The organism is Tepidimonas charontis (assembly GCF_007556685.1).
Lineage (GTDB): Bacteria > Pseudomonadota > Gammaproteobacteria > Burkholderiales > Burkholderiaceae_C > Tepidimonas > Tepidimonas charontis.
This window is the reverse complement of sequence record NZ_VJON01000030.1, coordinates 1-14549: the sequence shown is the minus strand read 5'-3', so window position 1 is coordinate 14549 and position 14549 is coordinate 1. Positions and strand designations below refer to the sequence as shown.

Sequence of the window (14549 nt, the reverse complement as noted above, 5' to 3'; positions counted from 1 at the left end):
GTGGGGCTCAGGCGGCGTGCCGCGCTTCACCGCTGCCGTACAGATTGCTGGTGCAGCGCCCGCACAGGTGCGGGTGGGCGGGGTCATGGCCCACGTCGGCGCGCCAGTGCCAGCAGCGCGCGCATTTGGCGTGCGGCGAGGGGGTGACGGCCACAGCCAGCTCGCTGCCGGCCTGCAGCGTCAGCGCCGAGACGATGAAGACGAACTTGGCGTCATCCCCCAGGCTGGCCAGCAGCGCATGGTCTTCGGTGGGCAGGGTCAGCGTCACTTCGGCCTGTAGCGACGGCCCGATGCGGCCCGTCGCGCGCTCGGCCTCGATGGCTTTGTTGACCGCGTCGCGGATGGTCAAGATACGTGCCCACTTGGCCAGCAAGGCTTCGTCGGGCGTGGGCAGCGGCCAGTAGGTTTCGGTGAAGATGGAAGGCGTGTGGCCGATCAGGCGCCAGGCCTCCTCGGCGGTGAAGGACAGAAACGGCGCCATCCAGCGCAGCAGGGTGTGCGTGAGCTGGTGCAACGCGGTCTGCGCACTGCGCCGCGCCAGGCTCTTGGGGGCCGTGGTGTAGAGCCGGTCCTTGAGCACGTCCAGGTAAAACGCGCCCAGATCCTCGGAGCAAAACACCTGCAGCTTGGCCACCACGGGGTGGAACTCGTAGCGCTGGTAGTGGGCCAGCACCTCGGCCTGGAACTGGGCGGCGCGTGCCAGCGCCCAGCGGTCGATTTCGAGCATCTGCGCCGGCGGCACGGCATCGGTCTGGGGGTCGAAGTCGCTGATGTTGGCCAACAAAAAGCGCAGCGTATTGCGAATGCGGCGGTAAGCGTCCACCACGCGCGCCAGGATTTTGTCGTCGATGCCGAGGTCGCCGGAGTAATCGGTGGCGGCGACCCACAGGCGAATGATCTCGGCTCCGAGTTTGCTGCTGACCTCTTGCGGGGCGACCACATTGCCGAGCGACTTGCTCATCTTGCGGCCTTGTCCGTCCACCGTGAAGCCGTGGGTGAGCAAACCCTTGTAGGGCGCGCGGCCGTACATGGCGCAGGCCGTCAGCAGCGAGGAGTGGAACCAGCCGCGGTGTTGGTCGTGGCCTTCCAGATACAGGTCGGCCTCGGGCCCGCTGTCGTGGCCGGCGCCGGCATGGCTGCCCTTGAGCACCGTGGTGTGCGTGGTGCCGGAATCGAACCACACCTCCAGGATGTCGGTGCTCTTGGTGTAGCGGTCGGGGTCGGCGCTGTCGCCGATGCGCTGCAGGATCTCGGCCACGGTGAGCGTGCTCCAGGCCTCGATGCCGCCGGCCTCCACCACGTCGGCGGCCAGGTCGATGATTTCGGGCGTGCGCGGGTGCGGCTCGCCGCTGTCCACGTCCAGCAGGAAGGGCAGGGGCACGCCCCAGCTGCGCTGGCGGCTGATGCACCAGTCGGGCCGGTGCGCGATCATGTCGCGCAGGCGGGCGCGCCCGCTTTCCGGGTAGAACTGGGTGTGCTCGATCGCTTCCAGCGCCATTTCGCGCAGCGTGCGCGGCGCCGGATCGGTGGCGAAGATACCGCGCGTGGCCTCGGTGGGCGCATCCATGCGGATGAACCATTGGGCTGCGGCGCGGTAGATGACCGGGGTTTTGTGGCGCCAGCAGTGCGGGTAGCTGTGGGTGATGCCCTGGGTGGCGAAGAGCCGATCGGCTTGGCGCAGGGTGTCGATGATCAGCGGCGTGGCACTCCAGATGGACCGGCCACCAAACAGCGGCAGCTCGGCGGCATAGACGCCGTTGCCCTGCACGGGGTTGAGGATGTCGGTCAATGCCAGCCCATGCGCGACGCAGGTGTTGAAATCCTCCACGCCGTAGGCGGGGGCGGAATGGACGATGCCGGTGCCGTCGTCGGCGGTGGCGTAGTCGGCCAAATAGATGGGCGAGAGCCGGCCGTAGCCCGGGTGCACATGGGCCAGCGGGTGGTGGAAGTTCAGCTTTTCCAGCGCGCGGCCGGGCACGGTGGCCAGCACCGCCCCCTCCAGGCCGTAGCGCTGCAGGCAGGACTCGACCAGCGCCTCGGCCAGCACCAGCAGGCCGCGCGGCGTGTCCACCAGGGCGTAGAGCAGCTCGGGGTTGAGGTTGAGCGCCTGGTTGGCCGGAATGGTCCACGCGGTGGTGGTCCAGATGACGGCGAAGATGGGCCGGCCCTGCAGCTCCGCCGGGCTGGCGTGCGGCAGCCCGCTGTCGCGGAAGAAAGCCTGCAGCAGCTTGTCCGGCTCGGCGCACAGAAAGCCCACGTCCAGCGTCTGGCTTTGTTTGTCGGCGTATTCGATTTCGAACTCAGCCAGCGACGAGCCGCAGTCGAAGCACCAGTACACGGGTTTCAGACCCCGATAGACGAAGCCGCGCTCCATCACGCGCTTGAAGGCGCGGATTTCCTCGGCCTCGTTTTTGAAGTCCATCGTGCGGTAGGGGCGCTCCCAATCGCCCAGCACGCCCAGGCGCTTGAAATCGGCCATCTGTTGCGCGATCTGCTCGGTGGCAAAAGCCCGCGCCTTGGCCTGCATCTCATCGCGGCTCAAGCCGCGGCCGTGCAGCTTCTCGATGGCGTTTTCAATCGGCAGGCCGTGACAGTCCCAGCCCGGGATGTACTGCGCGTCGAAGCCGGCGAGCTGGCGCGCCTTGACGATCATGTCCTTGAGAATCTTGTTGACGGCGTGCCCGATGTGGATGCGGCCGTTGGCGTAGGGTGGGCCGTCGTGCAGGATGAACTTGGGCGCGCCGGCGCGCGCCTCGCGCAGACGCCGATAGATGCCCTGTTCCTCCCACTGGCGCACCCAATCCGGCTCGCGCTGCGGCAGGTTGCCGCGCATCGGAAACGGCGTGTCGGGCAGGTTGAGCGTGTGGCTGTAATCGGGCAAAGTATCGGCGGCGCGGCGTTCGGTCATGATGGGCGGGCGGGCGTGGGGCCGTGCGCGGCAAACCAAGCGCGGGCATCGGCGCAATCGTGGGCGATGCCGGCGGTCAGCGCATCGAGGCTGTCGTAGCGGCGCTCGTCGTGCAGCTTGTGCAGCAGCTCGACGCGAATGATTCTACCGTAGGCCTCCCCGGGCGTTGGCGCGTGCGCCAGTGCCGCTTGCACGCGCTCGGGCCACGCCAGGCAGTGGGTTTCCAGCAACACGCGCCCGCCGTTGACATCGTTCGGATCCAGCGAGGGCCGCACGCCCAGGTTGGCCACACCCGGCAACGGCGCCGCCCCCGGGGTGGGATCGAGCCCGTACACCTGCACCACGAAGATGCCGCTGGCGGCCGGCTTCCAGTGGTCGAAGCGCAGATTCAGCGTGCGAAAGCCGTCGCCGCGCTCGGGCGCCGAGGCCCCCAGCGCACGCCCCAATTTGCGGCCGTGCACCACATGCCCGCTGATGGCGTAGGGGCGTCCCAGCAGCGCGGCGGCGCGCGCCATGTCGCCGGCGGCGAGCGCGGCGCGCACCTCGGAGCTGGAGACGCGCACACCGTGCACCTCGTAGCTGAGCATGCGCGCGACGTCGAAGCCGCGTGCCGCGCCCGCTGCGTCGAGCAGCGCATAGTCGCCGCGGCGCTGTGCACCGAAGCGAAAATCATCGCCCACCAACACATAGCAGGCGCCCAGCGCCTGCAGCAGCACCTGGTCGATGAAGGCCTCGGCCGACAGGGCAGCCAGCGCATCGTCGAACGGCAAGATGACGCATTCGTCGATGCCACAGCGGCGCAGTTCGGCCAGCTTGTCGCGCAGCGTGACGATGCGCGCCGGGGCCAGCTCGGGGCGGCGCTGGCGCGCCGCAAAGAAATCGCGTGGGTGCGGCTCGAACGTCACCGCGCAGGCGGGCACGCCGCGGTGCCGCGCCTCGTTGATGAGCAGCGCCAGCATGGCCTGGTGGCCACGGTGTACACCGTCGAAATTGCCGATCGTCAGCGCGCGCGCGCTGCGCGGGCGGCGGCGTAGGTTGTGCAGACCATACAGTATTTTCATCGGGACCCAAAACGCTCGCAGGGGGCAAGGGCGCGTGTCATGCGCGTGTCGCCAAAGCGCGCTACTATGACACAGCCATGAGAGTGCTCAAACTCACCGCGCAAGGCCTGCCGCAGGCGTGGCTCACGCTGGAGGAGGCCGTGTTGCACTATGCCGCCGGCGACGTGCGCTGGGTGGCCGGGGCGCACATTGCCACGTTTCGTGGTGGCGTCAATGCCCGCACCGGACGGCTATCGATGGTGGAGGTGCATTCGATCATCGGCACCCGCGGGCATATGCCGGTCAATCCGTTCGACGTGGTGCCGAGTCTCACCAACGCCAAGCTGTTTGCCCGCGACCGCCACCTGTGCGCCTACTGCGGCGACTGCTTCGACGAGGCGCTGCTGACGCGCGAGCACATCGTGCCGCTGGCGCAGGGCGGGCGCGATCACTGGATGAACGTGGTGACGGCCTGCCGGGCCTGCAACCACCGCAAAGGCAACCGCACGCCCGAGCAGGCGCGCATGGCGCTCCTGTATGCCCCCTACGTGCCCAGTCTGTGGGAAGACTTCATCCTGCGCAATCGCCGTATCCTGGCCGACCAGATGGAATTTTTGATGGCGCACCTGCCGCGCCACTCGCGCCTGTGCGCTTGATGGCCGGCGCCATGCCCTACACTGTGGCCGTGGCCGTCGCCGATCCGGCACACCCCGGCTCGGCACGGTGTTGACAACCGGGCTGCCGAGGAGACGTCGATGAGTGCCATGCCCCCACGCCCCCCGATCGCCCATCGATGGCGGTTTTTTCGCGCGGGCGGGGTTGATCAGCCGCGTATCGACGGCGCCGATGACCTGCGCGCGCTGCCGACCCTCGATGCCAAGCTGTGGGCGGCGCTCGCATGCCCCGTCCAAGGGTTGGACATGGCGCCGCAGACGCTGGCGCTGCTGGACCACGATGGTGATGGGCGTCTGCGCCGGCCCGAAGTCGTGGCCGCCGTGCAATGGGTGTGCGAGCGCCTGCGTGACCCGGGGCTGCTGTGGCAGCCGGGCGATGCGCTGCCTCTGGACGCGCTGGCCACCGACGGCGAAGGGCAGGCGTTGCGCACGGCCGCCAGCGCTTTACTGCAGCGCCTGGGGCGGCCACCCACCGTTCTTGCGCCAGCGGATGTGGCCGAGCCGGCGCGTCTTTTCCCGCCCGACCAGCCCAACGGCGACGGTGTCGTGCCGGCCGCCTTGGCCCAGGCCATCGATCCCGACGCGGTGCCGTGGCTCGAGCGCGTTGGCGCTGCGGTGGGGTGGATGCCCGACCGCAGTGGACAGCAGGGAATCGATACCGATGCGCTGCTGCGCTGCGCCGAGGCCGTGCGGGCGGTGCGCGCGTGGCGCGCCGCCCAGCCCGAGGGGGTGGCGGCGGTGCTGGACGCTGCGCTGGCGGCGCTGCAAGCGGTGGCGGCCAAGGTGGACGATCATTTCGTGCGCTGCCAGTTGGCGGCGTTCGACGCGCGCGCGGCCATCGCCCTGGATGTGCCGCTGGAGCCGATACAAGCGCTGGCGGCCACCACCCTGGCCGCCGGGCAGGCCGAGCTGGTGGCGTTGCCTTTGGCGCACGTCGATGCCGAGGCGGTGTTGCCGCTCACTCAGGGACTCAACCCCGCATGGCAAGCGGCGATGGCACGCCTGTACGCCGACGCGGTGCTGCCGCTGCTGGGTGCGCGCGATCACCTGAGCTGGGCCGATTGGCAGGCGCTGCGGGCGCGCCTGGCGGACTGGGAGGCATGGCGCGCGCAGCGTCCGGATACGCCCGTGGCCGATTGGGACGAAGCGCTGCTGCAGGCGTGGGAGGCGCAGCGCGTGGGCGAGCGTTTGGGCGCGCTCATCGAGCACGACCGCAGTGCAGCCGCCTTGGCGCAGCGGCTCGACGATCTCGTCAAATTGCTGGCGTTGCGCCGAGATCTGGTCCGGCTATTGCGCAATTTCGTCAACTTCGCGGATTTTTACGGTGCCGCAGACGGCCTGTTCCAGTGCGGTCGGCTCTATATCGACCGGCGCGAGTGCCTGTTGTGTCTACCGGTGGCCGATGCGGCCGCGCATGCCCAGCTGGCGGGCTACAGCGGACTGTATTTGGTGTACTGCCACTGCGAGCGCGCTGACCAAGCGCCTCAGACCATCGTCGCGGCGCTGACGGCCGGCGATGCACCGGACTTCATGGTGCCGGGGCGCAATGGCGTATTCATCGACCGACAGGGCCGCGATTGGCACGCGCGCGTCGTCAAGGTGGTGGAAAACCCGATCAGTTTGCGGCAGGCCTTCTGGGCGCCGTACAAACGGGTGGCGCGGCTGGTGGGCGAGCAGGTGCGCAAGTGGGCCGCAGCGCGCGAGCAGCAGGTACAGACCGGCGCGGCGCAGCAGGTCGAAGGCCAGGCCGAGGCCGCGGCCGGCGCAGCGCGCAAAGAGGGCTCGGCGACGTTCGACATCGCGCGCTTTGCCGGCATTTTTGCCGCGATCGGGCTGGCCTTGGGCGCCCTGGGCTCGGCCCTGGTGGCGGTCGTCACCGGCTTCGTGCAGCTGGCCTGGTGGCAAATGCCGCTGGTCGTCGTCGGCGTCATGCTGTTGATTTCGGGGCCGTCGGTGCTGTTGGCCTGGTTCAAGCTGCGCGCGCGCAACATCGGCCCCTTGCTCGATGCCAATGGCTGGGCCGTCAATACCCGTGCCCGCATTGGCCCGGTTTTCGGGCGGCGCCTGACGGCGCTGGCAGCTTTGCCAGAGGGTGCCGAGCGCAGCGCTGCCGACCCCGATGCCAGCCGTGGGCTACCCTGGGGCTGGATCATTGCGGTGGCGGTGTTGGCGCTGGCAGCGCTGGGGTGGCGACTGGGTGGGTGGGCGAGCCTGGCCGGGTCGTGAGCGGCAGGCTCAGCGCCGCAGCATCCAGCGCAGTAAGCGCTGTGTCCAGGCCCCGTAGGGCGGACGCACCCAGCGGTCGAAGATCGCGCCCACCAGGGGGTGTTGCAGGTAGACCCCCTTGAGGTGCGAAAAACGCTCGAAGCCATGACGCCCGTGGTAGGCCCCGATGCCACTGAGGCCGACGCCGCCAAACGGCAGCCCATGCTGCGGCTGGTGCAGCATGCAGTCGTTGACCGTCACGCCGCCGCTGGTGGTGGCCTGCAGCACCCGCTCGATGGTGGCTTGGCGCTGGCTAAAGAGATACAGCGCCAGCGGCCGTGGGCCGGCGTTGACGTGTGCGATGGCGGCTTCGATATCGCCGTCGTAGCCCAGCACCGGCAGCAGCGGACCGAAGATTTCCTCGCGCATCAGGGCGCACTGCGGCGGTGGCTCCAACACCGCGATCGGGCCCATACGGTGCGCATTGGCGTCGCCATACGGTGACTCGTCTGCCATCAGCGGCACCAGGGTGGCGCCAGCGGCCGCTGCTTCCTGCGCCAGGCGCTGCATGCGCTGCCAGGCGGCACTGGACAGCAGGGACGTGTAGTCCGCATCGGCCAGGCCGCGTGGCCAGCGCCGCCGCACACTCGTACGCAGCGCCGCAACGAAGGCGTCACGCCGCGCGCGCGGCACCAGGCAATAGTCCGGGGCGATGCAGGTCTGCCCCGCATTCCAGCCCTTGGCGCTGGCGATGCGATCGGCGGCTTCGTCGAGGTCGGCGTCGTCGGCCACGACGGCCGGCGACTTGCCGCCCAGCTCCAGCGTCACCGGGGTCAGGCGCTCGGCAGCGGCCTGCATCACCCAGCGACCGACCCGGGTCGAGCCGGTGAACAGCAAGTGGTCCAACGGGGCAGCGGCCAGCGCTGCCGCCACGTCGGCACCGCCGATGACCACGCACACCACGTCGGGGGCGAAGGTGTCGGCCAGCACCCGCCGCAACAGGGCTGCCGTCTGTGGCGCCAACTCCGAGGGTTTGAGCAGAACGTGGTTGCCAGCGGCCAAGGCGTTGGCCAGCGGCGACAGCGTCAGCTGCACGGGGTAGTTCCAGGCGCCGATGATGCCCACCACTCCCAACGGCTGCGGCACGATGCGTGCCCGCGCGGGCCAAAACAGGGAGTTGACGCGCACCGGGCGTGGGCGCATCCAGCGCGCCACGTGGCGCCGCAGGTGGCGAATTTCATCGGCCAGTGGTGCGAGCTCCAGCAAGCGCGTCTCGGTGCCGCTGCGCCCGCCAAAGTCGGCATCGATGGCGCGTACCCATTCGGTTTCATGGTCCAGCACCGCTTCCAGCAGCCGCGTCAAGCGCTCGCGCCGCGCATCGGCGCTGGCCGCAGCCGAGACACGCCAGGCCGCGCGCATGCGCTCGCACTGGGCTTGCAAGGCCGCAGGCAGATCGCCAGGGGGCAAGTGGCTGAAATCGTGTCGCCAGGCATTCATCGTGGACGGTACGCGTGGGGGGTGAGCGATGCGGTCGCCTTCGCGGCGGCGGCGCCATGGGACCAATTACACCGCAGATTCGGCGGCGGCGTGGGCGTTGGCCGCGTGCGCCGTATGGGCCGGGGGAATCAAGCTGCAGGCGCGCTCAGCCAACGCGGCGATGGTCAGGCTGGGGTTGACTCCCAGGTTGGCCGCGATCACCGAGCCGTCCATGATGTACAGGTTGTGCTGACCAAAGACACGCTGCTGCGCGTCACACACGCCGGCGTCGGGGTGGGCGGCCATCACGGCGCCACCCAGGCAATGCGCGGTCATGGGGATGTGAAACAACACTTCGGGCAGAGACGCCATCGGCACCCCGCCGGTGGCGGCAGCGGCGCGCCGCGCAAAGGCCTGCACCACCGCGATGGTGTGGGGCAGCGGCGCGCCATGGCTGCGCAGCCGGGGGACAAAGGGCCACCACCAGGGGCGCTCCCAACGCAGGGTCAAGGTGCCGTCCAGGGTCTGCATGCACAGCAAAATCATCGATTCGCGGGCCCAGCGGCCGGGCCACAGCAGCCGCGCCGTGGCCTGTGGGTGGCGCACCAGCCGCTGCACCAGCGTCGCCAGCCAACCCAAACGGGTGTCGTTGCGCCCCATCACGGTGGACAACAGCGCCATGGCGTCTGAACCCGCAGGGTAGCGTGTGGCCTCCACGGTCGTGTAGGCGTCGAGGCGGATCTTGGAGCCGATGGCCACGCCGCGCGAGAGGTCTTCGGCACAGCCCGGCCAACGTATGCCGATCAGCGACTCGGCGTTGGTGCGCACGTGGCGTCCCAAGGCCGGTGAGAGAAACGGGAGGTCACCACGGCGGCGCGCCTCCATCAGCAGCGCCTGGGTGCCCAGCGAGCCCGCGGCGCACACCACGGCGCGTGCCCGCACGATCGCGCGCTGCCGGGTGCCGCCGTCACTGCCGACCGTGTGCACGGCATAGCCATACTGCCCCCCGGGGGCGGCGCTGCCGTCGGGGGCGGGCAGGGGCACGATGCGCGTCACACGGGTTTGTGCTCGCAGCTCGGCACCGCGCCGTTGCGCCAGGTACAGGTAGTTGCGGTCCAGCGTATTTTTGGCGCCGACGCGGCAGCCCACCATGCAAGCGCCGCAGCCGGTGCACGAGGTGCGGGCCGGGCCCTCGCCCCCAAAGTAGGGGTCGGGGTAGAGGCGACCACCGGTGTCGTCGGCATCATCGCCGAAAAAGACACCAACGTCGGTCAATTGCCAGCTGTCGGCCACGTCGCAGGCCTCGGCCATGGCACGCAGGCGCTCGTCGGCGGCGGCGGCGCGCCGGTTGCGGGTCACGCCCAGCATGCGCTGGGCGGTGGCGTAGTGGCCTGGCATCACGCGGGCCCAGTCGTCCAGCGCGGCCCAGCTGCCTTGGGTCCATACCTCGGCCGGTGGCACCAGCAGCGTGTTGGCGTAGGTGATCGACCCGCCGCCTACCGCATTGCCGTGCAGCACCACCACGTGGCGGAAAAGGCGCAGGCTGAAAAATCCCTGGCAGCCCAGCGCCGGGTGCCATAGCCAGCGGCGCCAATGCCAGCTGGTGGCAGGAAAGTCCTCGGGCCGCCAATGCCGCCCTTGTTCCAGCACCACGACACGGTAGCCTTTTTCGGCCAGACGCAAAGCCGCCACCGCGCCGCCGAAGCCCGAGCCGATGATCGCGTAATCGACCTCATATGCGTGCATGCCACGCATCGTCGGTCGAGCCCGCTGCGTGCTGCCAGCGGGAAAACCAGCAGACCGATGGCTCAGATGTCGCGGCGCCGACACCCGCGATCGACATCCGTGTTGCTTCGACCGTCTGCGCGCCGTGTGAGGCCGCGCCACTGGCCCCTATCGATCCAGCGCCTGGGCGCTGGCGCTGCCTGGCGTCCCCTGGCCCCGTCCCGGCCACCGCCGGAGCTCTGCCGCTGGCCGCGATTCAGGCGCCAACGTTAGCCTCTTCGGTCATGCCGGCGGCAACGATGCCCAGATGATGTGAGGTATCGCCCCAGCTGAGCTCCAGCTGCGTCAGCGTCTTGAAGCAGTGACCGATGGCGTATTCGTCGGTGACGCCGATGCCGCCGTGCAATTGCACCGCCTGCTGGCCGATGAAACGGGCCGACTGGCCCACCTGCACCTTGGCGCGTGCCACGGCCTGGCGGCGCTCGGCCTCGGGTGCGGTGAGTTTGAGCAGCGCATAGACGGCCATACCGCGCGCCAGCTCCAGCGCCATCTTCATGTCGGCAGCACGGTGCCGCAGTGCCTGGAAGCTGCCGATGGGCACACCAAACTGGTGGCGCGTCTTCAGATAGTCGACGGTCAGGGCCAGCGCCCGCTCCATGACCCCCACCGCCTGTGCGCAGGCCAAGGCAGCGCCGACATCGGCGCCCCACTGTAGGGTGGCAGCGCCGTTGCCGGGCAAGCGCTGCGCCGGTGTGGCTTCCAGCACCAAGTCGGCGGCTCGGCTGCCGTCTTGCAAGGGATAGGGCGATAGATGCACCCCGGCAGCGCTGCGCTCCACCCAAAACAGCGCCAACCCGTCGGGCGCGCGCGCCGAGACGATCCAAGCGGCGGCCTGATCACCGGCGGGCACCACGTGTTTGCGGCCGCTCAAGCGCCAATGGTCGCCGTCGGCACTGGCTTGGCAGGCCACACGCCCCAGGTCGTGACGGCTGCGCCGCTCCAGCAACGCCGGCACCACCAGTTCGCCCGCCGCCAGCCGCGGCAGCCACACCGCCTGCAGTGCCGAACCTCCGCCGTGCTGCAGCATGGCCGCCGCCACCCAGGCGGCAGCCAGCGGCTCCAGCAGCAGCGCGTTGCCCAGCGCCTGCAGCGTCACCAACGCCTCCACCGGCCCCTGGCCCATGCCGCCGTGGACTTCGGGCACCGTCAGCCCGGTCAAGCCGAGTTCGGTCAAAGCCTGCCAAACGCCCGAGTCAAAGCCACCGGCAGCGATGTCGGCGCGGCGTCGCTCGAAGGTGTAGGCGCGCTCGGCCCAGCGCGCCACCGCATCGCGCAGCTGCAGCTGCTCGTCGGTCAAGTCGAAGTCCATGGTGTGTGCTCCGGTGTCTCGGTCGAATCAGCCCAGCAATGTCTGCGCCACGATGTTGCGCTGGATCTCGTTGCTGCCCCCGTAGATGGTGGTTTTGCGCAGGTTGAAGTAACGCGGCGCCAGCGGCGCCAGGGCCGCATCGGCGGCTGCCACCGGCAAGCCGGTCAGCGCGGGCTCCAAGTAGGGCAGCGCCATCGGGCCGGCCACGAGCAGCATCAGCTCGGTCAGGCGCTGCTGGATTTCGCTGCCGCGGATTTTGAGCAGCGCGGCGATGTCCAGCGCGGGTTTGCCACTTTTTTCGGCCGCCAGCACGCGCAGCACCAACATCTCCAACGCCACGATATCCACCTCCAGCTGCGCGATGTGGTCGCGCAGTCGCACGTCGTCCCAGACCCCCTCGGCCTGCGCCAGACGCTTCAATCGCTTGAGCTCGCGCTTGCTGCGGTTGATGTCGGCGATGTTGGCGCGCTCGTGCGACAGCAGATATTTGGCGATCGTCCAGCCCTGGTTTTCTTCGCCGATGCGGTTGTCCACCGGCACGCGCACGTTGTCGAACCACACCTCATTGACTTCGTACTCACCATCCAGCAGCCGGATGGGGCGCACGGTCACGCCCGGTGACTTCATGTCGATCAGCAAAAAGCTGATGCCGCTTTGCGGCTTGCCTTCGGCGCGTGTGCGCACCAGGCAAAATATCCAGTCGGCGTGCTGGGCCAGCGTGGTCCAGGTTTTCTGGCCATTGACGACGTAGTGTGCGCCGTCGCGCTCGGCGCGTGTGCGCAGGCTGGCCAGGTCGGAGCCTGAGCCCGGCTCGCTGTAGCCCTGGCACCACCAGACGTCGCCGCTGGCGATGCCGGGCAGAAAGCGCTGCTGCTGCTCGGGCGTGCCAAAGGCTATGATGACCGGCGCCACCATCACCGGGCCGAAGGGCAATATGGGCGGTGCACCCGCTTCGGCCAGGGCCTCATCGAACAGGTGCTGTTGCACCGGCGACCAGCCCGGGCCGCCGAAGGCGCGCGGCCAGCGGTACGCCAGCCAGCCTTGCCGGCCCAGGGTGCGTGCCCAGCCCTGGATCTCGTCTTTGCTCAGACGCAAGCCAGCGAGCACCTTGGCGGCCAGGGCCGGGTCGAGATGGGCGTCGATCCAGGCCCGTACCTCGTTGCGAAACGCCCGCTCTTCGGGCGTGAACGCCAGCTCCATCGCGTTGTCTCCTCTGCCGTGTGATGACCGACTTTATGCCGCAAACGCCGCACCGTACCTGTCGGACGGGTGACAGCGCGCGGGCCGCGCCCGGCGCCGCCCGCGCAGGCTACTTCTACCGCCTGCCGGGCGCAGCGCTGGGGTGGCTCGGGCTGCGCGCGCCGTTACACTGTCGGCATGGGTGTGAGCACACAGCACGAAGCGCGGCCGCCGCGGCCGCTGCTCATCTTGATCTCCGGCACGGGCTCGAATATGCAGGCCATCGTGCGTGCGGCGCAGGCGCAACGCTGGCGCGAGCGACTGGGCGCCTACGTGGCGGCCGTCATCAGCAACCGGCCCGAGGCCAAAGGGCTGGCGTGGGCCGCCGCCGAGGGTCTACCGACCGCGGTCGTCGACCACACCGCCTTTGCCGACCGCGCCGCGTTCGACGCCGAGCTGGCGCGCACCCTCGATCGCTTCGACCCGCTGGGCAACGCGCTGGTCGTTCTGGCCGGCTTCATGCGCATCCTCACGCCGGATTTCGTGCAGCGCTATGCGGGGCGCATCGTCAATATCCACCCGTCGCTGCTGCCGGCCTTCCCCGGCTTGCATACCCACCGCCGCGCCATCGAGGCCGGTTGTCGCTTTGCCGGCGCCACCGTGCATCTGGTGACGGCCGAGCTGGACCACGGCCCGATCCTGGAGCAGGCGGTGGTGCCGATCCTGCCCGGCGACACTGCCGAGACCTTGGCCGCACGTGTGCTCACGCAAGAACACCTGATCTATCCGCGCGCCATCGAGCGTTGGTTGCGCGGTGCTGGCGCCTGAACGCACCGCTGGCGCCTGAACGCACCGCTGGCGCCTGAAGTCCATCGTCTGGCGCCGTCGGTCATCGCCCAGGCGCGCCGCATCCGGCACAGTGGGGGTCTCGTTTGACCCCTTGTCGTTGGAGCCGTTTGCATGTCCGCCACAGGCCGTCTGTTGACTCGCATCGGGGCCGCTGCCGCCCTGACCCTACCCCTGACCCTGCCCCTGGAGGCAGGGGCGGTGACGAGCCCCATTCCGCCAGCCGTCACCCGTTACCTGACGCTGCCCCACGGCCGGATCGCCTATGACGATACCGGCGGATCCGGGCCGCTGGTGCTGGCCATCCCCGGCATGGGCGATTTGCGCCACGAATACCGCACCCTGCGGCCGTTGCTGTGGCGTGCCGGCTACCGGGTGGTGACGATGGACATCCGTGGTCACGGTGAGTCGTCGGTCGCGTGGGACGACTATTCGGCTTACGCCATCGGGCACGATGCGCTGGCCCTGATCGCGCATCTGCAGGCCGGCCCGGCGGTGATCCTGGGCAACTCGTTCGCCGCCGGCTCGGCACTGTGGGCCGCGCACGAGGGGCCGGCGTCGGTCACGGGTGTGGTGCTGCTGGGGCCCGTGGTGCGCGACGGCGAGCCGCCGTGGTGGGCGCGGGCGGCGGTGGCCGTCGGCTTTGCCGGGCCATGGCGTACCGCGTTTTGGTTGGCGTTTTGGGATAGCCTCTTTCCCCTGCGCAAGCCGGATGACCACGCGCAGGCGCACGCCGCCCAGCGGGTCGCCACCCACGGCGTCCTGAGCCCCGGGCACGTCGGTGAGGTCGATGTAGGCCTCGTCGATGCCGCGGTCCTCGATCTGCGGCGCGATCTCGGCCACCGCCGCCTTGAACAGTCGCGAGTAGCGACGGTACTCGTCGAAGTCGGTCGGCAGCAGCACCACCTCGGGCGCGAGCGCCGCGGCCTTCATGAGGCCCATGCCCGAATGCACACCCAGCGCCCGTGCCTCGTACGTGGCGGTCGTGATGACACCCCGTCCCGCGTACTCGACCAGCCGAGCGTAACGGCGGGTGCCGTCGGCCAGCAGCTCGGGCTGATGCCGGTGGCCGCCGCCGATCACCACCGGCTGACCGCGCAGGTCCGGGTAGCGCAGCAGCTCCACCG

At 69.5% G+C, this 14549-nt stretch carries 9 protein-coding genes and 1 pseudogene; 4 read left to right on the top strand and 6 right to left on the bottom strand.

Translation table 11 applies throughout. The annotated features are described in order from the left end of the window. Nucleotides 1–7: 7 nt before the first annotated feature. Both ileS and Tchar_RS09110 read right to left on the bottom strand, forming a co-directional pair. Nucleotides 8–2908 carry an isoleucine--tRNA ligase gene (ileS, locus tag Tchar_RS09115; RefSeq protein ID WP_144328746.1) on the bottom strand — a complete coding sequence of 967 codons (2901 nt, stop codon included), beginning with the start codon at nucleotides 2906–2908 and terminating at the stop codon, nucleotides 8–10. Continuing rightward, nucleotides 2905–3969, bottom strand: a complete 1065-nt coding sequence (locus tag Tchar_RS09110) for a bifunctional riboflavin kinase/FAD synthetase (protein WP_144328745.1) — start codon at nucleotides 3967–3969, stop codon at nucleotides 2905–2907. Before Tchar_RS09110 ends, ileS begins: the two co-directional genes overlap by 4 nt. A gap of 77 nt (nucleotides 3970–4046) precedes the next feature. Here Tchar_RS09110 and Tchar_RS09105 point away from each other — a divergent pair, with 77 nt between their 5' ends. Both Tchar_RS09105 and Tchar_RS09100 read left to right on the top strand, forming a co-directional pair. Then, nucleotides 4047–4604, top strand: a complete 558-nt coding sequence (locus tag Tchar_RS09105) for an HNH endonuclease (protein ID WP_144328744.1) — start codon at nucleotides 4047–4049, stop codon at nucleotides 4602–4604. Nucleotides 4605–4703: 99 nt separating this feature from the next. Continuing rightward, complete coding sequence (locus Tchar_RS09100; RefSeq protein WP_201739339.1) at nucleotides 4704–6848, top strand: hypothetical protein; 2145 nt, start codon at nucleotides 4704–4706, stop codon at nucleotides 6846–6848. A gap of 9 nt (nucleotides 6849–6857) precedes the next feature. Here Tchar_RS09100 and Tchar_RS09095 read toward each other — a convergent pair whose 3' ends face one another. The 4 genes and pseudogenes from Tchar_RS09095 to Tchar_RS09080 all read right to left on the bottom strand — a co-directional run bounded on the left by Tchar_RS09095 (nucleotide 6858) and on the right by Tchar_RS09080 (nucleotide 12597). Then, complete coding sequence (locus Tchar_RS09095; protein ID WP_144328743.1) at nucleotides 6858–8324, bottom strand: aldehyde dehydrogenase family protein; 1467 nt, start codon at nucleotides 8322–8324, stop codon at nucleotides 6858–6860. Between the two features lie 66 nt (nucleotides 8325–8390). After that, a pseudogene (locus Tchar_RS09090) lies at nucleotides 8391–10284 on the bottom strand (GMC oxidoreductase). Then, nucleotides 10285–11397, bottom strand: coding sequence for an acyl-CoA dehydrogenase family protein (locus Tchar_RS09085; protein WP_144328741.1), 1113 nt, complete (start codon nucleotides 11395–11397; stop codon nucleotides 10285–10287). A 27-nt stretch (nucleotides 11398–11424) separates the two neighbouring features. Beyond that, the gene (locus tag Tchar_RS09080; protein WP_144328740.1) at nucleotides 11425–12597 is read right to left on the bottom strand and encodes an acyl-CoA dehydrogenase family protein; all 1173 of its coding nucleotides are present in this window, start codon (nucleotides 12595–12597) and stop codon (nucleotides 11425–11427) included. 177 nt (nucleotides 12598–12774) lie between these two features. Between Tchar_RS09080 and purN the strand changes: the two genes are divergently transcribed. Next, nucleotides 12775–13404 carry a phosphoribosylglycinamide formyltransferase gene (gene purN, locus Tchar_RS09075; RefSeq protein WP_058615748.1) on the top strand — a complete coding sequence of 210 codons (630 nt, stop codon included), beginning with the start codon at nucleotides 12775–12777 and terminating at the stop codon, nucleotides 13402–13404. Nucleotides 13405–13536: 132 nt separating this feature from the next. Beyond that, nucleotides 13537–14549: alpha/beta fold hydrolase (locus Tchar_RS14325; protein ID WP_144328739.1), on the top strand; the 1013-nt coding region annotated here is incomplete at its 3' end.